This window comes from Pseudomonas fluorescens, assembly GCF_040448305.1.
GTDB lineage: Bacteria > Pseudomonadota > Gammaproteobacteria > Pseudomonadales > Pseudomonadaceae > Aquipseudomonas > Aquipseudomonas fluorescens_BH.
Genome location: NZ_CP148752.1, coordinates 2,967,017 through 2,987,123, shown reverse-complemented (window position 1 = coordinate 2,987,123; position 20,107 = coordinate 2,967,017). Strand labels below are relative to the sequence as shown.

General features: G+C 59.0%; 16 protein-coding genes. 5 read left to right on the top strand and 11 right to left on the bottom strand.

Going from position 1 to position 20,107, the window contains the following annotated elements:
* The first annotated feature begins 386 nt into the window (after positions 1-386).
* From WHX55_RS13575 to WHX55_RS13560, 4 genes are all read left to right on the top strand, one after another.
* Entirely contained in the window at positions 387-1,982 is a 1,596-nt protein-coding gene (locus WHX55_RS13575) for a GMC family oxidoreductase (RefSeq protein WP_353742871.1), read from the top strand.
* A gap of 3 nt (positions 1,983-1,985) precedes the next feature.
* On the top strand, positions 1,986-2,261 hold the full coding sequence (locus WHX55_RS13570; RefSeq protein WP_353742870.1) for a DUF6137 domain-containing protein: 276 nt from the start codon (positions 1,986-1,988) through the stop codon (positions 2,259-2,261).
* 193 nt (positions 2,262-2,454) lie between these two features.
* Positions 2,455-3,684, top strand: a complete 1,230-nt coding sequence (locus WHX55_RS13565; RefSeq protein WP_353742869.1) for a glycosyltransferase — start codon at positions 2,455-2,457, stop codon at positions 3,682-3,684.
* A gap of 83 nt (positions 3,685-3,767) precedes the next feature.
* Entirely contained in the window at positions 3,768-4,658 is an 891-nt protein-coding gene (locus WHX55_RS13560) for a phytanoyl-CoA dioxygenase family protein (protein WP_353742868.1), read from the top strand.
* Between the two features lie 65 nt (positions 4,659-4,723).
* On the opposite strand, the gene WHX55_RS13555 is transcribed toward WHX55_RS13560, so the two are convergent.
* From WHX55_RS13555 to WHX55_RS13525, 7 genes are all read right to left on the bottom strand, one after another.
* Positions 4,724-4,981, bottom strand: coding sequence for a hypothetical protein (locus tag WHX55_RS13555; protein WP_007979945.1), 258 nt, complete (start codon positions 4,979-4,981; stop codon positions 4,724-4,726).
* Positions 4,978-5,190 (bottom strand): hypothetical protein, encoded by a 213-nt coding sequence (locus WHX55_RS13550; RefSeq protein ID WP_353742867.1) that lies wholly within the window; start codon positions 5,188-5,190, stop codon positions 4,978-4,980. Before WHX55_RS13550 ends, WHX55_RS13555 begins: the two co-directional genes overlap by 4 nt.
* Before the next feature lie 115 nt (positions 5,191-5,305).
* Positions 5,306-5,431: a hypothetical protein gene (locus WHX55_RS13545; protein ID WP_263296921.1), complete on the bottom strand. Its 126-nt coding sequence runs from the start codon at positions 5,429-5,431 to the stop codon at positions 5,306-5,308.
* Between the two features lie 216 nt (positions 5,432-5,647).
* Complete coding sequence (locus WHX55_RS13540; RefSeq protein WP_007979950.1) at positions 5,648-5,827, bottom strand: hypothetical protein; 180 nt, start codon at positions 5,825-5,827, stop codon at positions 5,648-5,650.
* Between the two features lie 155 nt (positions 5,828-5,982).
* Entirely contained in the window at positions 5,983-7,152 is a 1,170-nt protein-coding gene (locus WHX55_RS13535) for a lactonase family protein (protein WP_353743047.1), read from the bottom strand.
* Positions 7,145-7,444: a DUF5629 family protein gene (locus tag WHX55_RS13530; RefSeq protein WP_353742866.1), complete on the bottom strand. Its 300-nt coding sequence runs from the start codon at positions 7,442-7,444 to the stop codon at positions 7,145-7,147. The genes WHX55_RS13535 and WHX55_RS13530 overlap by 8 nt, the downstream gene beginning before the upstream one ends.
* Positions 7,445-7,608: 164 nt before the next feature.
* Positions 7,609-7,806: a hypothetical protein gene (locus WHX55_RS13525; RefSeq protein WP_191633674.1), complete on the bottom strand. Its 198-nt coding sequence runs from the start codon at positions 7,804-7,806 to the stop codon at positions 7,609-7,611.
* Positions 7,807-7,928: 122 nt separating this feature from the next.
* Between WHX55_RS13525 and WHX55_RS13520 the strand changes: the two genes are divergently transcribed.
* On the top strand, positions 7,929-12,809 hold the full coding sequence (locus WHX55_RS13520) for a DUF6543 domain-containing protein (RefSeq protein WP_353742865.1): 4,881 nt from the start codon (positions 7,929-7,931) through the stop codon (positions 12,807-12,809).
* Between the two features lie 66 nt (positions 12,810-12,875).
* On the opposite strand, the gene WHX55_RS13515 is transcribed toward WHX55_RS13520, so the two are convergent.
* The 4 genes from WHX55_RS13515 to pepN form a co-directional block, all read right to left on the bottom strand.
* A complete protein-coding gene (locus WHX55_RS13515) occupies positions 12,876-15,260 on the bottom strand; it encodes an RND family transporter (protein WP_150756450.1) in 2,385 nt (794 codons plus the stop codon).
* Between the two features lie 28 nt (positions 15,261-15,288).
* Positions 15,289-16,341 carry a YCF48-related protein gene (locus WHX55_RS13510; protein ID WP_151214643.1) on the bottom strand — a complete coding sequence of 351 codons (1,053 nt, stop codon included), beginning with the start codon at positions 16,339-16,341 and terminating at the stop codon, positions 15,289-15,291.
* Between the two features lie 527 nt (positions 16,342-16,868).
* Positions 16,869-17,003 carry a hypothetical protein gene (locus WHX55_RS13505; RefSeq protein WP_353742864.1) on the bottom strand — a complete coding sequence of 45 codons (135 nt, stop codon included), beginning with the start codon at positions 17,001-17,003 and terminating at the stop codon, positions 16,869-16,871.
* Between the two features lie 442 nt (positions 17,004-17,445).
* The gene (pepN, locus tag WHX55_RS13500; RefSeq protein ID WP_353742863.1) at positions 17,446-20,103 is read right to left on the bottom strand and encodes an aminopeptidase N; all 2,658 of its coding nucleotides are present in this window, start codon (positions 20,101-20,103) and stop codon (positions 17,446-17,448) included.
* Positions 20,104-20,107 lie beyond the last annotated feature (4 nt).

Here is a 20,107-nt window from a genome sequence, read left to right as displayed (position 1 = left end):
CGAATATAAATGCGACTAAGGCTGCCGCTCCGTCAACAATTTTTTTATGCAATATGCAATATCTGAAAAGCACTACAGAGTCCTAGGACGCGTACTACACCTAACTCTTACATAAATAAATTTTGAAATTTTTAATTTTCAGAGCTCAGTTTCTCTGCTACGGTAATTCAACCTTGACGAACTGGGGCAACTCTTATCGATGGCAATTGATTGTTCTTCAGCAATCAGCCAAGTGCAATATTTGCCAGGACCGTACTACTCCCATGGTGGGAAACTACGCGACTACAGTTGATTTGATATAAAGCGCGGATTATTCACTCAATAGAAAAGCGAGATAACTTCATCGCACGCCTCCGTGTAACCACGTCAGAGGATGACATATAACAATGACTTCTTCCTTAGAGCAGCATGTCGAAGACCGCCCGCTCGGTAAGTCCCATGTTCATGGGCTGCGCTCAACCACTCTGTTGGATGATCCTTTCGACGTGGTCATCATTGGTAGTGGAGCAGCTGGTGCGGTTGCTGCAGACACCTTTGTTCGAGCCGGGCTCCGTACCCTATTGGTGGAGGAAGGAGCGAGACTCAAGACCAGTGCAATAAATTCTGATGTTGATGCACAGGCCGAGCACGCATTGGCTGGCAACGCCGCGCAAGGATGGAGTTCGCAGGGATGGCCGTGGAGCACACGCAATCTTGGTGGCGGCACGGTGTTCTACGGCGGAGCCTCGTTTAGGTATACCGAATTCGATTTCGACCCCAGTGAGCGCATTCGTGTCGAGGGATTACCGGTTAAATGGCCAATCGGCGCTTCCGATCTCGTTCCTTTTTACAACGAGATAGAGTCGATTCTTTCCATCGACCAGGCTGGGTTCGAGTGTAGTCGAACACAGGCACCTAATACCTTGAGCCTGCCCGCGGAGCATCTTTGGGAAGGGGCGCTCCGACTCGGTCTGTCCCCCCGCCCAACTCCTGTAGCGATAGATCGCAGCCGGTGCGACCACTGCTCCTTATGTATCACGGTACAGTGCACACGCGGCGCCAAGCGCGACGTGGTTAACGCCCTGCTCCGCCCCTTGACCGATATGCCCGACCTGCTGCTGCTGACCGGCGTGAAGGCCATGGCATTAACACAGGAACAGTGCAATCGCGCCAGCGCGCTTCAATGCCTGGACACCGCAACTGGTCAGACTCGTTTCATCCGTGGACACCGTTTTGTGCTGGCCTGCAATGCAATTCAAACGGCCGCGTTACTGCTGCGTTCGGTCACACCTCATGCGCCAATGGGGCTTGGCAATGAGCACGATATAGTCGGTCGAGGTCTTTGCATGAAACTCAGCGAGTATTCGCAGGGCGTGGTGCATGCAGACCGGCAACAAATCGACGATCATCCAATAGGTTATCGGGGGCCGTTCTCGACGGTCTGCACGCTTGACCATTATCTGGACGAACGCTGTCCGACCGGTGTCGGTGGGCTGATCTACGAAGCCAAGCACGATAACTGGAGCCGTCTACAGGGTGATGGTCTGGTATTACGTGTGGAAACCATCATTTCTGACCACCCGTCGCTAGGGAATCGGATCCGCCTCTCCAGTAGTACGGATTCATGGGGCCTACCGCGGCTCATGATCGACTACACGACAAACCCACAGGATCTGGCACGCCTCGCTTATATGGTGAAGCGATCAGCCGACTGGCTCAAAGCGGCTGGCGCGAGGGATATCCGACATGAAGCCTCGAACTTCGCAATGGGCAGTACTCACCTACACGGCACCTGCCGCGCGGGTGATGACCCGCGAACTTCCGTAGTGGATCGGGATGGCAAGCTCCATTCGCTGGATAACGTCTACGTTGCAGACGGCAGTTACATGCCCTACCCCGGTGGAGTGAATCCCACTCTGACGATCCAGGCCAATGCCTTGAGAATCGCTCGCCAAATCGCCCGCGACGCAACGGGTCATGTAAACACTGCAGCCTTTCGATAACTGATGATCAATCAAAAAGTGACCACACTCATGACACCCCACTTCATTCGCCAACTTGTCATTCACACAATCTGCAATGTGATTGGCGCGCCGCCTGAAGAGGTTACGGCCCTCGACAGGGTTGAACTGAATACACGCGATTGGGAGCAGGTCTTCAGCCGACTGGAGGCAACGCTCGACATCCAGACCGGTATGTTGACCTCGGCCGAGCGATCTTTTTCCATCTACGCGTTGACGTGTGTGCTGCACGCCAAGCTGACAGACGACATGATTACCTGACCGATACGTGATCGGAATCGTCGTGAGTCCTGACGCGCGACGTGACCTCATCCGGCCGGATCGCTGAGGACGTCGCATGATGTATTGCTTGAGCGTCTCACTGGGCATTGCGACGGGCACACTTATCGCTCACCCGCCTCTGCGCTCTTGAACTGCCATCGGCCCTAATTCATTTATCAAAGGCCTGATTCGTATGAAAGTCCTGAAGCTGACGCCCTTTTTCCATCATCCAGATGCTGACTCCTGGCCAGTCGCCTACGACTCGGTAGGCGGCATGCAGGTTCAGACCTGGCGACAGGCAGTTTGGCTCGCTCAGGAAGGTGTCCATCAACATGTCATGACCATCGGCTTTCCCGGACTGCCTAAGCTGCGACAGTTGCATCCGTTTCTCTGGGTAGAGCGCATGCTACTACCCATGCCGCGGATACGGTCCGAATTCAGCGGCTTGATAGGGCTGACGCAGTCGTGGGCGGTGGCAACACTGTCTGCGCTGCTCCAAAAAGGGCATAAGCATGATTTCGATGTCGTCCATACGCACCTCGACGGGCAAATTCCGGCGCTGCTGGTCGCTTGTTTAGCGCCTCGATTGCTACGACGTCCGTTGATCCTGACAGTGCACTGCTCTCGTCTCGCGGTCTACACGCCGCATTCTTGGCTGGACATGCTTCAGCACCGACTGGCCCGGTGGCTGGAACGCAAGGCCGTGGGCACGGCCTTCGCGGTAGTCGCCCTGACCCAACGAACCGCCTCCCACCTCACACGCGATGCTCGTCGTATCGAGATCGTTCACGACTTGGTCGACACCACTCAATTCGCGCCGCCCCAGCAAGAAGCAGTAACTGCGTTCCGCGAACGTCATAATCTGCGGCGGCAATCGGTGGGCTTTGTCGGCCGTATCGCGAAAGAAAAGGGATGGCAACATCTCATCCCGCTCGCTCAGGCCCTTCGCGAGCAAGAGTGCGGGTTGTTGATCGTCGGCGACGGGACGCAACGGGACCGGTTGCGGCACGCCATTGATAAGGCTGGACTGCAGGACTGGGTGACGGTTACGGGCTTCATCCCCAATCATGAAGTGCCCTTGGCGATGGCGGCCTGCCGTCTGATCGTGATGCCTTCTGCGTATGAAGAGTTCGGGGGAGCCAGCATTGAAGCGCTGGCTACCGGCGTCCCTGTAGTGGCTTTTGCTGTTGGTGGCCTTACGGAAATTCTGTGCGGCATTACACCCGAACTGCTGATTGCACCAGAAGATACGCCCGCGCTGATCGCACGAGTCAAGGAAGTGCTGGCTGGGCACCATTCGCAGAGTATTGATCCAGCCAGGTTACGTGCCTACGTTGAGCAACGTTTTGCCCCATCCGCAATGGGCGCCCGAATCCTGAATCTATACCGACTGGCGCTAATCAACTCTACAAAACCTGTCTGACCGTGAGTGCTGCGGCGCAGCAACTGCGCGGAATCGACAAAGGCTTGCCCAACGGAAAAACGACCCGCCACGGAGGTTTCTCGATGTCACTTATTCACCTTCCCAACACCGTTTCAGCATCGGAAGTGGTTCGGTGCCTGCGCGAGCACGGCTACGCCATCATTGATAAACTCGTGCCCGGCACCGCTATGGATCAAATCGCCGAAGAGCTTGAACCCTACACGGCAGTCACGCCTTTCGGGCCCGACGACATTCTCGGCAGGCGGACCAAACGCACCGGTGGCCTAATTGCGCGATCTATAGGGGCGCGTAACTTGATCCTCAATCCTACTATTCTCGAGACAACACGGCGTTTTCTCTCTCACGCTACGACGTTTCAGATCCATTGCACGCAGGTCGTGTCGATTCACCCAGGTGCAAGAGCGCAGACGCTGCATCAAGACGAGGTGGCTTGGGACATGTTCCCCTTTCCCAACGACTATCACGTGCAATGCAACACACTATGGGCCATGACCGACTATTCCGAGAAGATGGGCGCTACGCGCATCGTACCTGGCAGCCACCGAGCGGGACGCAGTGTCGAGTTTGAGATTGAGGCCAGCTTTCCTGCAGAGATGGAAAAGGGATCGGTGCTCGTTTACGACGGAAAGGTTTACCACGGCGGCGGACCCAATCACTCCGACCGAGTCCGATCAGCCATCAACCTGACTTATGCGCTCGGCTGGCTTCGGCAAGAGGAGAACCAGTTTCTGTCCTGTCCGCTCGAAATTGCCAGTACGCTGCCGGAAGAATTGCTGCGTCTTATGGGCTATCAGTGCGGAGCGTTTGCCCTGGGCTACGTACATGGGTTCGAGGATCCGATGACTGTGCTGGGGCGGAGTCAACCGGGCAAACTCATGGGTGCGGAGTTGATGCTGAAGGCCGAGCAGAACGAGGATCGCAAGTCTTTCCTGCGGGAAGCAAAATTCGATTGAGAACGGGGCGGCGTGACGTTCCGACAAGCCCCCTCGCCACAAAAGCCTTTCATCGACAGCGGGCTTCAGGCCAACACCCCACACATCCCGATCGCCGAGCAATCCACCTGGAACGGCCCGAAAACCACGCCTTCATTCCTGATCGGCGGATTACCGGCCAGCATGCCTTGGGCATTGGCGTTTTCGATGTTGCGGGCAATGTTGTGATTGGCTTCGATGGCCCGTGCCACCGAGCCCGCCGAGCCCTGGCCAATCCCCAACAGGGAGGATCCGTTGGTCATGAACGCCAGGAAGGCGATGACCCAGAGCCTGTGCCCTTTCATGCGCCGATGACTCCCGCGAGTTCAGCCTGATCAACGCCCGCGTTTTGCGCACGGTGTTCAAACTGGATGCCGGGGTGAGCGACCTGGATCGGCGCTTCGAAGGTGGATTGCGACTGCGCTGAAAGGCTGACCAGCAGCACCATGGCAAGGTAAAGACCGATCACCACATAGGCGCCGTGTTTGGCAGAAGTGAGAATTGCGCTGGCCATGATGTTCTCCGCAGGCATGTTTCAATACCCACAGAATCGATCAAAACAGCCTGGGTAACCACTCAGGGTTATCCATAGTGACCATCAACTTCATTGATCATTAAGCCAGACTATTTCAGTCTTCAATAAAACTTATCAAGCGCTCGCGCGCAGCCTCCGGCTCACCCGAAACAGGGTCGGCCGCCGACAGAATGGGGGTGGAATAGAGAAACAGAAGAACCAATGCCAGACGCGTCACCATGCTGCCGATCCTTGCCGTGAGGAGGAGTCAAAAAGTCAGCGTCAATTTAAACTCATGGCAATGTGATATCAAGCGCGATATTGATGGCAAACTGATGCTGTCGCAAATGCGTTATGCAGGAGCGACATCACTCTGATCGTTTTCAACACCCGTGTTTCAACATCAGTGTCTTCGATCATCAGTGACTTCGCTCCTGCATAAAGGCAGGGTGAGCGTTCAGGCTTGGGTTTTGTGATCCAGCGCGGCGTAGAAGTTGGCGCTCTGTTGCAGGTACTTCTGGGTGTAGCTCTGGGTGTGGGCTTTTTTGTCGCTGATTTCAACGTTGGCACTGGCTGGCAGCGCAACGGTGGCAGAAATGGCGGAAGCGGCGATGACAGAGAAGATGTTGAAGTTCATGGCGTTATTCCTCGGATTCAGTTGGCTTGCTTGCCCGGTGGGGCCGTGAAGCAAACTTAACCCTCGAGGGTCCGTGCCTTGAAATGCTTTGTAGCAGTACCAGATATCAGCGTCATTGATAAAAGCGGCAGGCCCCATCAACCGGGGCCTGCGGCTTATTGACGCAGCAAAAACCTGAGGTCGCTCGGGGCGTCCATCGGCAGTTTTTGCACGGTCTTGCCCAGCAAACCGGTCTTGGCGTCGCGTTCGACGACGACAATCTGGTTGCTCTTCTGGTTGGCGATCAACAGGAATTTGCCGCTCGGATCGAGGCTGAATTCCCGCGGATGATCGCCCTCCACCGCCCGCCGTTGCAGCTCACTGAGGTGGCCGGTCGCAGGATCGATGGCAAACACCAGCAGTTGATTGGCGGTGCCACGGTTGCTGACATAGAGGAACTTGCCATCAGCCGAGGCATGCAACGCTGCCGCAGCCTTGTCCGAGACCGGTTGCCCGGCAGCCAGATCGACCATCTGCGTCTGTTTGAGTTGGCCGTCGTGGTAATCGAACACCGCCACTTGCGCGCTCATTTCCATGGTCAGCCAGGCGTGTTTGCCATCGGCGCTGAACAGCAAGTGGCGCGGTCCGCTGCCCGGCGGCAGTTGCACGAATGCTGGGGTGGCCGGGGTCAACGGCAGCTCCGGGTTGGCCTTGGGGTCGAAGCGGTAGGCAAACACCTTGTCGGCGCCCAGGTCATTGGCGAACACGTATTGGCCGTCCGGTGAGGGGATGGTCGAATGCACGTGGGCCGAGGCCTGGCGCTCGGGATTGACCCGGCTCGCCGGGTGGCTGCTCATCTGCACCACCGGTTTGAGCTTGCCATCGGCCGCCACCGGCAATACCGCAAGGGTCCCGCCCGGGTCTTCGGCCACCGAGTAATTGCTGACGAACAAATGACTGCCATCGGTGCTGAGGCTGGAATGGGTCGGCTCGTTGCCCAGGCTTTGCACCTGACTGATCAGGCTCAGCGCATGGGTCTTGGGATCAATCGCGAAACTGCTGACGCGCCCTACCGGATCGGTCTGGCCCGGGCCGTTTTCGTTGACCACGAACAGGTGTCGCTGATCTTTCGACAGGGTCAGCCACGACGGGTTTTCGCTCTTGATCACTTGCAGGGGGCTGGCATCGATCTGCCCGGTGCGGCTGTCGAAAGCCAGGCGGTAGATGCCCTGGCTTTGACCGGCGGTGTAGGAGCCCACCAGCAATTGGACACTTTCGGCCATCGCCGTTTGCACGCCCATGGCGCCGATGCTGCCGGCCATCAACAGTGGCCAGAGGTTACGCATCGCCATTCGCGTCTTCACCGTCATCGTTGTCACCGCGAAATGCCGTCATGCACACCAGTCGGTGCTCGCCGGAATCGCCGGTGATCAGCCAGCTTTGCAGGGTTGGATCGAACGTCGCCGCCTGGATCTGCGCCAGCGTGAACTCCCAGTGTTTGGCCGCGCGGCCATCCATGCATTCGATATGCAGGTTGTCGATTTCATCGAGGGAGAATTCGAAAGCGTGCAAGCCGTCGATTTCCACCATATCGCAGTGTTCGAGGACGTTGAGCAGGGTGTCGGTTGCGGAAGTCATGGCAGTCAATCTTTGAATGGGAAAGCGCCAATGATAGCTCATTGTGTCCCGATCCAATGTGGGAGCGAGCCTGCTCGCGATAGCGGTATTCCAGTCGATGTAGATGTTGACGGGTAGTCCGCTATCGCGAGCAGGCTCGCTCCCACAGGGATTGTGGTCAACCGCTAGAGTGCCTCGCGGGACGATTGCACATCCACCAGACGCTGGATGCGCAGCGGATGGCCGTTCTTCAGCGCGTCCGGCAGCAAGCTGTCCGGGTAGTTCTGGAAGCACACGACGCTGGTGCAACTGGACGATGCCCGTAGCGCGCTGAATGTCGTACTCGGCTCCGAGCTGTCCTGAGCGACACACCGGCTGGTCACCAGGCACGATCTGACACACTTTTCGAGCGCTCAGGTGGTAGCGGGATACCGCACTTGCCTGCGACGAACTCGCCATTCTGGCAGCGAAACCACACTTCTTTCGCTACAGAACGGTATCCGATATGCAGAATCAATCCGCCGTCCCGCCAGACGAGAATCAGGGACAACCCACACGCCCCGCTACCAGCGACGCTCCCGCTCAAGCGGTCGCCCGCCGATTCGCCAGCCGACCGACGTTGCGCCAGGTCGCCGGACAACTACTTCACGACAGTATCCTGGAGCACTACCCGCCTCTGGCCCTGGATCTGGATGTCACCCGACTGGCCATACCCAACCGGACGGGAGGATGGGACCTCAAGCTATTGATCGACGTGGCCCTGGACTATCTGGGCAACAACACATCGCTGAATCTAACGGCAGAAATTGACGGACGCGTACACTTCCTCACCAACCGCGCTCCCTCGCGTCTGACCTACGAAGCGCAAGGGCCAAAGCGTCCCGACATGGGCGTTATCCAGGAAAAAATCCAGTCATTGGCCTTGACCCTGGGCACCCGGTTTCAGGATGCCCTGACGGCCTACTGGAACCAGGCGCACGACACCAGGGTCAGCCACTGGCAATGGTTGGGTGACCTGTTGGCAAGCGGTCTGAACAGTGCGGCGAGCCTTCTTCCCGCCGCTCAAAAAGATGACAGGACCGCACTTTACGAACTGGCTCGATATCCCGACCGTCGTGAGCGCCAGGCCATCCCCCACCCTGACGGTTTTGTGCATGCCTATTGCCTGGAAACCTGCTTGATCCGCAACGACGAAAGCACGTCCTTCACCTCGCCGGACCTGCTCGTGGTGCAAGGAAGCCGGACATTTTTGTACCGTGTTTCAGGCCGTCTGGAGTCGTACCCGAACGTGGAAGCGTTCAATCAGGCCTGGGGGCGTGAGGTGGAGCGCCAGTTCATCGCCGACAAAGTCGTCATCAAGTGCTCTGAGCCCAATGGCAATATCTTCGATACTCAGGCCGCATTGCTGCTGGAGCGTCAGTTGGAGAACCTGGACGCCATCCATCTTCCCGCCGACCAGGGTGTTCGCGCACTGGAAGAACGCTTCGCGGCCAGTACCGACCCGGCCCCTTACTTCAGCCATGCCCCGGCGCCTGACCAGCAACCTGTCGAAAAGATACGCGCGACCCTGCCCCAATGGCTCAAGGACGCCAGCGACAGCGAGCGTGCCGAATATCGTCAATGGCTGGTCGAGCAGGCGCAATGGCAACGACTGACAGGCGGCAAGTCCTTCCTCGACGGCATCGAAAACCTGCATGATTTCACCAACAATGCCTTGCGTGATCAGATGCGCCTGGACCATCCCGATTCCGATTGCGAACCTGGCGATCTGCTGCTCAATTTCCGGGTGGCGGCCGGTGATCTGGGCAGCGGCTTCATCACCCGCGTCCCCATGACGCTGACCGAACTGGCCATCCAGAACCTCAGCGCCACGCCCTCGGGCAGCATGACCATCACAGACAAGACCGGTAAAGCCGTCCCGTCGTGGCTGACCGCCGACTACATCCTGGGTGAAAAAGGCCTGTTCAGCAGCACCGAAGGGCTGGTCAGTCGGGTGAACATCGGCGAACGTTACCCGCACACCCTCAAAACCCTGCTGCTCGATGACAACAGCGAATCGCAACGTCGGGAAATCCGGTTTGGCCAGGCGCTCAAGGTACAGCTGCCACTTCAGGCGCTGGAACACACGATCCGCGGCGAGCACGGACTGAGCTTCCAGGGCTACCGATTTATCAAGGCCGTCTTGCACACCCAAGCCCCCGAGCGCGTTGTCGACGGCCAGGACATCGTCATCCGCGCGCTTGCCTTTACCCGCAAGGCCGGCGCGGCCGCCGATGTCGTCGACAACATGTTCATCATTGAGCCGCGGGACACCGGCATCGGTCCGCACATCCTGTATCGGCCCGTATACCAGGACGCCTTGCAGCAATTCTCCAGTCGTGAAGCATTGTTCAACGCCATTGCACAAGCCGGCCCCCTGCAAGACAGCGTACTGAGCTGGCTGCCGGACAGGGCCCGGCCGATCTACAGCAATGACGGGTTCAACAGCCCCCACATCCTTCGTTTCGGCCTGGGCGACGACACCGTCCGTTGGGAAAAACCGGAGTCTGCGCAATTGACTCAGGACTCCAGCACCGAAGAAATACCTGGTTCACTGGCACAGGCGCTGGCCACCGGGAATCTCACTCAGCACCTCTACGCCAGCAACGCACGGGCGCTCATCGACCTGGCTGACAGAGAGTCGGTTTCCAACGCCGAAAGCCGCTGGGCCATCGTGCGCGAGGGCGGCTGGTTGCTGTTCAACGCCTTGCTCCTGCCAGTGCTTCGTGGCCCGGCGATGCTGGCCGGCTGGATGCTGCAGCTGGCCGTCGCCCTGAAAAGCGATGTGACGGCGCTGCACAGCAATGACCCGACGGCCCGGGAACTGGCCTGGGTCGATCTGCTGCTCAATGTCGGGTTGATACTGCTGCATGTGTCGTCCCGGCCCCATCCGCCCGAGCTTTCGACACCCGCACCCCAGCAGCCACCGCGCCTCGCCCGCCTGCGTCGTCCACCCCAGGATGTCGCTCCTCCGACCGCCGTCATAGAGCAAGGCGTGGTCGGCTTGCCCGCAGAACCTCCGGCCGGCGATAAAACGCAGATCGATTTCATTCACTCCACCGCCAGGGATTCGTCAAGCCAGCGCCTGTTGAATGCATTGCTCGAACTCAAGGTCGCCTGGCCCGTCCCGGCTCCCGCCCCCGTTGAAATCGGCATGTTCAAGGGGCTGTACCGTATCGACCATCAATGGCATGCCTCACTGGGAGGATTGCTGTTCGAGGTCAGTATCGTTCCAGGGTTCGGCGACGTTTACATCATTCACCCCGAAAAGCCGCTCCATCCCGGCTTCAAGCTCAAGACGGACGGACAAGGCAGATGGTCGCTGGACACGGGTCTGAAGCTACAGGGCGGAGGCCCCAAGAATCGACTCAAAGCCAAACTCGCGGAAATAGACAAGAAACGTGAGCAAGCCACCGTTGAGGTCAACCGAATCGGTGGGACCGTATCGACGCTGGCAACACAGGCAACGGATATGGACCAGCAACTGGAAGCCGCCAAAGTCGCGTACGAAAGTGCCCACAACGAACTGGGAGCCGCTCGTATGCGTCTTCGCGCATCGCCCGAGGACCAGGCCCTCCAGGGCGACCATCGGCTCAAGGTCATTGCGCGCTCCCGCAGCCGGCTGGATTTCCAGGTATTGCAGGAAAGCGATCAGGTCATTGTCGATCAGTTGATCCAGGCCCGTCGCGATTTGATCCAGGCCTATCGACAACTCAAGGACGTTGACGTGCGCTTCGACTACGAGCAGAAAGCCACCGACGAGTACACCGCGATCCTGTCGCTTCATGAACTGAGGATTCGCCAACTGGCGTCCCTTTACCTGGCCAGCTTCATTTCCGAACAGGGCGAGTCGCTGATTGAGTTGCAATACAACATCAGTGACATCGAAGGCGCCCAGCGCATGTACGACCTTCTGGAAACCAACTTCGCCGCCTCCGAGCGACATGCGCAGGCAATCATCACGCTGGATGGCGTGCTGACGGAGCTTGCACAGAACTTCAAGACCGGACCGGCGCAACGCCTGAAATACCTCAAAGGCCACCCTGACCGCAGGTTCTCCAACCGAGTGGCCGCCCTCCTCGAATCGCTCGACGTACTCAACACCTTGAGCATTGACACCACCGTCGAGGCGAAAACGCCGCAGGAACAGTACTTTCTCAACGTTCATGAAGACCGTCTGGGCGCCATGTCAGCGCTCGAAGACTCCCACCTGGACCTGCTGAGCACGGATGGCTTTACCGCTCAGGAGCGCAAGGACGTCCTGATCAACCTGATCAAACACTACAAAAGGCGCCTGCAAATCAACACCTCACTGCTGGAGCTTGAGTCCCCGTTGATCCGCCCCCGCTATATGTCGCTGCTGATGGAGCGTCTGGAGATCACACGGGACAGTGCCGAGTCCGAACTGGCCGATCTGTTGCGCGAGGACGAATTTCTGCCGGTATCGCCCGTCGCCTTCAAACCCATCAAAGCACCGTCGAAGACCAAACGGGTGTTCAAGTCGCGGGATAACGGCGACCTGGTCGGAGAGCTGGAACCGGCGACCACCGGTATGCCGTTTGCGACCATCGTCACTCGAAACCCGGTCACCCTTCAGGTCAGTGGTCGGTTCATGGAGCACCCCAATGAGGGATGGGTCGAGATTGTCGACGCCGCGCCTGTGCGGCCGACCCCGACACTGCAACCGCGTTCGTTTGCCGCGCTGCGCACGGAGGGGCAGCGGCTGATCGATGAAATCCCGGCCATTGAACGCTCGATCGAATTTCAGAAAAGAAAGCTCAGTGATCCGCAACGGCGGGATGAGCTTAACCCCCGCGACTGGAGCGATATGCTGGAACACCAGGCCAAACGGATCGAAACGTTGGCCAGCGAATTGGAGCACGCCCATCCAGACAACCCGCAAATCAACAACGTGCTTGAATCATTACGAAGTACGGCCACCGCCACCCAGCTCAAAGGCCAGCAGCATTGCATCGAGGGATACAAGGCGCAGCGCCCCCGGCAGGAAAGCATCGAGTACCTTCGCGACCGACAGGCGGTGGACATCGGCCTTGTGCAGGCGCTCAAACGCACGGCAGCCAAGGACTACCTCACGGAGTTCGCCATTCGGGAGAAGAACTCGGTGAAGGTGCTGTGGTACGCCCATTTCCACTACGCCCAGGCGAACAGCGCGCCTTCGACTTACACGATTGCCCACCTCAAGCGTCCCGAACATCGCTTCGTGACCCTCAAGGATCTGATCGCCCAGGCCGGGCCTGACAACAAATTGATCATCCGTGACCTCTACAGCCCCATTACCCCGCCACGGGATCAACGGCTGTTTCTGGATCTGGTGCCTGATCAATAACGTCTAAAACGCCGAAAGCCGCGCCTTTTCGAGGCAGCGGCTTTCGGTGTCGGCACAACCACGCAATCAGTGGGCGAACAACGAATTGCCCTTCTGCCCCGCCAGTTTCTCCGGCTTGATCAGGAACCGCGCCAGTGCCGGCAGCAGCCACAGCGCACCGAACATATTCCACAACAGCATGAAGGTCAGCATCAGACCCATGTCGGCCTGGAACTTGATGGCCGAGAAGATCCAGGTGCACACGCCGATGGCCAGGCACAGACCGGTGAACAGCACCGCCTTACCGGTGGACTTCAGCGTCTGGTAGTACGCCTCTTGCAGCGGCAGGCCGGCACGCAGGAAGCTTTCCAGGCGGCTGTAGATGTAGATGCCGTAGTCCACGCCAATCCCCACCCCGAGCGCCACGACCGGCAAGGTCGCCACTTTCACGCCGATGCCCATGAAGGCCATCAGGGCGTTGCCGAGTACCGAGGTCAGCACCAGCGGCAGCACGATGCACAAGGTCGCCGCCCACGAACGGAAGGTGATCATGCACATGACCGCTACACAGATGTACACCAGGATCAGGATGGTCAGCTCGGACTTCTTGATCACCTCGTTGGTGGCCGCCTCGATCCCGGCGTTACCGGCAGCGAGGATGAACTCCAGGCCATCCTTGTTGTTTTCCTTGGCGAACTCCTGCACCGCATGCACCGCACGATCCAGGGTCTCGGCCTTGTGATCGTTGAGGAACACCAGCACCGGCGCCAGGGAACAGCTGTTGTTGTACAGGCCGTCAGCGCGGGCAATGGAGTTGTTCAGCACGTCAGGGTTACGCGACAGGGTCTCCCATTTCAGGTTGCCCTCGTTCATGCCCTTGATCATTTGCTTGGACACGGTCACCAGGGAAATCGCCGACTGCACGCCCTCGGTGTTCTGCATCTTCCACATCAGCTCGTCGATCGGCCCCATGGCTTCGTAGCGCGAGCAGCCTTCGGACTTGGTCTTGACCATCACCACCAACACGTCGGAGCTGGTGGAGTAGTTGTTGATGATGAAGTTGTTGTCCTTGTTGTAGCGCGAGTCCGGACGCAGCTCCGGGGCACCCTGGTCGAGGTCGCCGATTTTCAGGTTCTGGCTGTACCACAGGCCACCGCCAAAGGCGATCAGTGCCAGCAGAATGGAAACCGGGGCCACTTTCGCGCTGGCAAAGTTCGACAGCAGGCGCCAGAACGGATGCTCGCGAGTCGCGTCTTTCTTGCTGCGGTCGACGGCACGCTTGCTGATGCCGACATAGGAAATCGCCACCGGCAGCAGGATCAGGTTGGTGAACACGATCACCGCCACACCGATGGATGCGCCGATGGCCAGTTCACGGATCACACCGATATCGATGATCAGCAGCGTGATGAAACCCACGGCATCGGCGAGGATCGCGATCATCCCCGGCAGGAACAATTGACGGAACGTACGGCGCGCCGCCGTCAGGGCGTTGTCCGCCTCGCTCGATTGCAGGGCGATCCCGTTGATCTTCTGCACGCCGTGGGAAATACCGATGGCGAAGATCAGGAACGGCACCAGCATCGAATACGGGTCGAGCCCGAAGCCGAAGAAGTGCATCAAGCCTAGCTGCCAGACCACTGCCACCAGCGTCGTGCTCAACACGGCGACGGTACTGCGCAGGCAGTTGGTAAACCACAGCAGGAGGATCAGGGTGATGACGAAGGCGACGCCGAAGAACATCACCACCATCACCAGGCCGTCGATCAGGTCACCGACTTTCTTGGCGAAACCGACGATGTGGATCTTCACGTTCGGGTTCTGCGCTTCGAACTTGGTGCGGATCTTGTCTTCAAGCTCGTGGGAGAACTGGCGATAGTCCAGCGCCAGCAGCTTGCCCTGGTCCTGCGGGTCCGGGTAGGACTCCAGCAAAGGAATGTCGACGATGCTCGACTTGAAGTCGTTGGACACCAGCCGCCCGACCTGGCCGGACTTGAGCACGTTGTTGCGCAGCAAGTCGAGGCTGGCCTGGGAGCCGTTGTAGCTCTGCGGAATCACTTCACCGCCGGCGAAGCCCTCTTCGGTCACTTCGGTCCAGCGAACGCTCGGACTCCACAGCGACTTGAGGCCGGAACGGTCGACACCGGAGATGTAGAACACCTCGTCGTTGATCTGACGCAGGGTCTCCATGTACTCCTTGGAGAAGATGTCGCCATCGGTGGCTTCCACCGAAATCCGCACCGTGTTACCCAGGTTCGCCAGATCGTTGCGGTGCTCCATCATCTTCTGGATGAAGGGATGCTCCAGCGGGATCATTTTTTCGAAACTGGTGGACGGACGAATCAGCGTCGCCTGCCAGAACAGGAAAATACTGACCAGCAGACAGATCGTGATCACTGCCGGGCGGTTGTTGAAGATCAGGCGCTCGAGGAACGTCGCCTTGTCCTGATGATGAGTACTCAAGGAAGTCATAGCTCCGCCTTCTTATTATTAACCCGGCTCATTTACCCGACTCGGTGCCGTTTGGCGAGGTGACGCGAACGCCACCCTGCCCGGCCAGAACCAGATTGCCATTGCCTGCCGCCGTCACTGCCGAGACCGAAATACGGTCCGGACGGTTGACCACCTTGAAGGTTTCTCCATTGTCGCTGCTGCGAATCACCGAGCCGCCGTTGCCGACGATCACGATGGAACCATCGTCGAGCAGCGTGCCACCGGACAGCCCGAACTCCAGGTCGCCACGTTCAGCCTTGAGCTCGACTTGCTCCCAGTTGCTGCCGAAATCCGTGGAACGGTAAAGGTTGCCACGCAGTCCGTAGGCCAGCAGCGTATTGGGCTGCGCCGTGCCGATCACGCCAAACAGCGAGCCTTCGTACGGACCTTCGAGTTTCTCCCAGGTTTGGCCCCAGTCCGCGGAACGGAACATGCTGCCCTGCTCGCCGACGATGAACAATCCGGCGTCCTTGACCGCAGCGATCGAATTCAGGTGGTACTGGTCTTCGTTGTCCAGGCGGTCGCTGGCGTCTTCCCAATGCTTGCCACCGTCGGTGGTTTCCATCAGCGAGCCATAAGCGCCCACGGCAAAGCCGCTGTCGACGTCCTTGAACCAGACATCGAGCAGCGGCGATTCGCGAGTCAGATCTTCGAATTGCTTGGTCCAGGTCGCGCCGCCGTCGTCACTGGCGAGGATCTGCGCGTCATGGCCGACGGCCCAGCCGTGCTTGTCATCGACGAAAAACACCGACGTCAGCAGGGCCCGGGTCGGGACCTTGGCTTGGGTCCAGGTAGCGCCCTGATCATCGGAATACAGGATGTGCCCACGGTCCCCGACCGCCACCAGGCGCTTGCCGGCGTGGACGACATCGAGCATCAGGCTTTTGGCAGCCTTGGCCGATTCAATGGAATAAACAACATCGGATGCTGGCGCCGCCGCGGCCAGCGCAGGCGCCGACAGCATGGCAGAGCCCAACAGCGAGAGCGCTGTGGCCAGCAACGCGAATTTGCGTAATGCCGGCGGGCGGCAGATACCCACACCCATGACAGGCTCACTCATAGACCTTCTCCCATTATTATTGTTAGGTCGTTCAACCTTTCTGGGCGCCGCAAGGGTGCGTGTCTGGACTGGCTGTTTCAGAGCATAATCCTGAAACCCGCAATCCAGAGCCCCTTCGGAAGCTGGCTTATCCTATCGGTGTTTTTTCATGTCTGACAATCGACGCCACGTTATGTTTTGTTAACCGGGGGGGATGGGTGGTTGTTCTGAATGGTTGGGTATCAGGTGGGGTGATTGCGGTTTTGGGGTTTGGTGTTTGGTGTTTGGTGTACATATCCGTTGCTGCGGTTACGGCCGCTATTGGTTCCGCCCTTACGGCGGGTCACTTTCGAAAAGCGCGAAAGTAACCAAAGCGCTTTGCCCCTTACGTTCGGTGCCTCGCTTAGGCTCGGCATGCCCTCGCTCCGGTCCTGCTCCGTGGGCCCGCCGCCATCGGCCATCCATGGCCGGCGGCGGCTAACCCGGCATCCATGCCGGGTTGCCCACTGCGCAGAACCTCCACTCGGCCTCACGAGGGGGCAAGAAGATCAAAAGCCAAAGCCAAAGCCAAAGCCAAAGCCAAAGCCAAAGCCAAAGCCAAAGCCAAAGCAGCTATGGATCTCTGAAAATCCCGGTGCAAGCAGATGCGACTCGGTCGACTGGCAGGCCGCCATCGCGAGCAAGCTCGCTCCCACAGAAAGGCAAAGGCAAAGGCAGAGCGGCGTACACCGCGCCGCTTTTCACCACTCATCAGGCCGAGCGTTAGCTCGCCTGCAGCTTTTGATCTTGATCCACCCGCCCCCTCGGCAGGCTGAGCGGAGGCGTTCATCCGGGGGTAGGCGCGCAGCGCCGTTCGGCGCAGCCGAACACATCGAGAGGAGGTCGAGCGAAGCCGACCGGAGGCGATGCCCCCGGATGAATGCCGGAGCGAAGGAACCCCGAGCCTTAGCGAGGGGCCGTACGTTCGGGGCGAGCGTTTTTTTGGTTACTTTTTTTAGGCGCTTGTAAAAAAAGTGACTCGCCGTAAGGGCGAAACCACCAGCCGCCATTACCGAAGAAACGGATATGTACCCAATCAACCCATGCCCCTGGTCGGCCCGAAGGCCGCCAAGGTCAACAACAAACTCAGACCAAACTCTTGCTGACCACTTCAAACACATCACTGGACAACTGCCCCGAAGCCCGAATCCGCTCCAGCTCCCCCTTCATCAAAACCTGACGAGCACTGTCGTACTTGCGCCAGCGAGTCAAAGGCGCCAACTGACGAGAAGCAATCTGCGGATTAAAGCCATTCAACTCAATCACCAGATCCGCCAGGAAGCGATACCCGGAACCGTCAGCGGCATGGAAGTTGATAAGGTTCTGCCCGGCAAACGCACCGACCAGCGCCCGCACCTTGTTCGGGTTCTTGATGTTGAACGCCGGGTGCTGCATCAACGCCTTGACCCGCGCCAGACCACCCGGCAACACGCTGCCGGCCTGGACGCTGAACCACTGGTCCATCACCAGCGGATTGTCCTTGAAGTGTTCGGCGAAGCTGGCCAGCGCCTTGGCCTTCTCGGCTTCGAACGATGAATTGACCAACACGGCAAGTGCGGTCAGACGCTCGGTCATGTTGTCGCACGAATCGAACTGCTCCAGAGTCGCCGCCACAACTTCCGGCTTGCCGCTGAGCATCAGGTACGACAGCGCAATGTTCTGCAACGCGCGGCGAGCGAAGTGCTCAGCTTCGGCCACGTACGGCGTCTGCTTCGACAACTCGCGGTTGGCCTGGTAACGCAGCCACAGGCCTTCGAACAACGCATCGGCCAGTTGCTTGCGGGCAAACTCGCGAGCCGTATGAGTCGCTTCGACATCCGCCACTTCGCTGATCTCGGTCAGGTACGCCTCGCTTGGCAGCGAGAGCATTTCTGCGACCATGGCCTGATCCAGCGACTCATCCGAAAGCACCGTGCGCAGCGCCGACACCAGACGCTGATCGAGTACCAGCGCCTGGCCCTTCTGCTGCTGGGCGATCAATTCCTGCAGCACCTGCACCGACAGTTGCTGGCCGGCATCCCAGCGGTTGAAGCCGTCGCTGTCGTGCTGCATCAGGAACATCAACTGGTCACGGTTGTACGGGAAGCTCAGCTTCACCGGCGCCGAGAAGCCGCGCAACAACGAAGGCAACGGTTGTTCGGCGATATCGACGAAGGTGAAAGTCTGCTCGGCTTCGGTCACCGAAATGACCCGCGAGGTGCCTTGCGCGGCGGCTTCACCGGACAGACGCAGGGCAATCGCCGCGCCTTTGGAATCCAGCAGGCCCAGTTCGACCGGGATCACGAACGGCAGTTTTTCAACCTTGTCCGGGGTTTCCGGGCAGCTCTGGCGGAAGGTCAGGCTGTAGGTTTTCGCCGCCGCATCAAAGGACTCGCTCACCGCCAGACGCGGTGTACCGGCCTGGCTGTACCAGCGCTTGAACTGGGTCATGTCAACGCCATTGGCATCTTCCATGGCCTTGATGAAGTCATCGCAGGTCACGGCCTGGCCGTCGTGGCGTTCGAAGTACAGGTCGCTACCTTTGCGGAAGCCTTCGGCACCGAGCAAGGTGTGGATCATGCCGACCACTTCCGAGCCTTTCTCGTACACAGTCAAGGTGTAGAAGTTGGAAATCTCGATGAAGCTGTCCGGGCGCACGGCGTGGGCCATGGGGCCCGCGTCTTCGGCGAACTGGTGGGTGCGCAGGTACGCCACGTCCTGGATGCGCTTGACCGTGGCCGAGTTCATATCCGAGGAGAAACCGGCATCGCGGAATACCGTGAAGCCTTCCTTGAGCGACAGCTGGAACCAGTCACGGCAGGTCACGCGGTTGCCCGACCAGTTGTGGAAGTATTCGTGGGCGACGATCGCTTCGACCCGTTGATGCGCGGCATCGGTGGCGGTTTCGGCCTTGGCCAGCACGGCGCTGGAGTTGAAGATGTTGAGGCCCTTGTTCTCCATGGCACCCATGTTGAAGTCATTCACGGCGACGATCATGAAGATGTCCAGATCGTACTCGCGACCGTAGACCTCTTCGTCCCAGCGCATGGATTTCTTCAGGCTGTTCATCGCGTGCTGGCACTTGTCGATGTTTTCCGGCTCGACGTAAATGCGCAGCGCCACGTTGCGCTCGCTCATGGTGGTGAAGCTGTCTTCGACGCACCACAGATCACCGGCCACCAGCGCAAACAGGTACGCCGGCTTCTTGAACGGGTCTTCCCAGGTCGCCCAGTGCCGGCCTTCTTCACCGGGACCGGAAGCGATCGGGTTGCCGTTGGACAGCAGCACCGGATAGCTGTGTTGTTCGGCGACGACCGTGGTGGTGAAGGTGCTCATCACGTCCGGGCGGTCGAGGTAATAGGTGATCTTGCGAAAGCCTTCGGCCTCGCATTGGGTGCAGAACATCGTGCCGGACTTGTACAGGCCTTCCAGCGCGGTGTTGGTTTCCGGGTGGATCCGGACGCTGGTATCGACCGTGAAGGTGGTGCTGGTCGGGTGCAGGGTCAGGTGATTCTCGGTCAGCTGATACTGCGCCTCGGAAAGCTCCTGGTCAGCCAGAGTGACCGACAGCAGTTCCAGCTGCTGGCCGTCGAGCTCCAGCGGCGGCAGGCCCGGGCCACGCTCGGGGTTGCGGCGCATCACCAGTTGCGCATGGACCAGGCTGTGGTCCTCGTACAACTCGAAGGTCAGGTGCGTTTCGTCGATCAGGTACTCGGGTGCCTGATAGTCCTTGAGGTAGATCATCTTCGGTTGTTCGGTGCGCATGCTG

What these genes read in the sequence shown, in the direction of transcription:
- WHX55_RS13515 (WP_150756450.1), bottom strand. Translation starts at nt 15,260, where the DNA reads ATGACTTCCTTGAGTACTCATCATCAGGACAAGGCGACGTTCCTCGAG.
- WHX55_RS13545 (WP_263296921.1), bottom strand. Translation starts at nt 5,431, where the DNA reads ATGGTGACGCGTCTGGCATTGGTTCTTCTGTTTCTCTATTCCACCCCC.
- WHX55_RS13520 (WP_353742865.1), top strand. Translation starts at nt 7,929, where the DNA reads ATGCAGAATCAATCCGCCGTCCCGCCAGACGAGAATCAGGGACAACCC.
- pepN (WP_353742863.1), bottom strand. Translation starts at nt 20,103, where the DNA reads ATGCGCACCGAACAACCGAAGATGATCTACCTCAAGGACTATCAGGCA.
- WHX55_RS13540 (WP_007979950.1), bottom strand. Translation starts at nt 5,827, where the DNA reads ATGAACTTCAACATCTTCTCTGTCATCGCCGCTTCCGCCATTTCTGCC.
- WHX55_RS13535 (WP_353743047.1), bottom strand. Translation starts at nt 7,152, where the DNA reads ATGCGTAACCTCTGGCCACTGTTGATGGCCGGCAGCATCGGCGCCATG.
- WHX55_RS13570 (WP_353742870.1), top strand. Translation starts at nt 1,986, where the DNA reads ATGATCAATCAAAAAGTGACCACACTCATGACACCCCACTTCATTCGC.
- WHX55_RS13575 (WP_353742871.1), top strand. Translation starts at nt 387, where the DNA reads ATGACTTCTTCCTTAGAGCAGCATGTCGAAGACCGCCCGCTCGGTAAG.
- WHX55_RS13565 (WP_353742869.1), top strand. Translation starts at nt 2,455, where the DNA reads ATGAAAGTCCTGAAGCTGACGCCCTTTTTCCATCATCCAGATGCTGAC.
- WHX55_RS13530 (WP_353742866.1), bottom strand. Translation starts at nt 7,444, where the DNA reads ATGACTTCCGCAACCGACACCCTGCTCAACGTCCTCGAACACTGCGAT.
- WHX55_RS13510 (WP_151214643.1), bottom strand. Translation starts at nt 16,341, where the DNA reads ATGAGTGAGCCTGTCATGGGTGTGGGTATCTGCCGCCCGCCGGCATTA.
- WHX55_RS13555 (WP_007979945.1), bottom strand. Translation starts at nt 4,981, where the DNA reads ATGAAAGGGCACAGGCTCTGGGTCATCGCCTTCCTGGCGTTCATGACC.
- WHX55_RS13560 (WP_353742868.1), top strand. Translation starts at nt 3,768, where the DNA reads ATGTCACTTATTCACCTTCCCAACACCGTTTCAGCATCGGAAGTGGTT.
- WHX55_RS13550 (WP_353742867.1), bottom strand. Translation starts at nt 5,190, where the DNA reads ATGGCCAGCGCAATTCTCACTTCTGCCAAACACGGCGCCTATGTGGTG.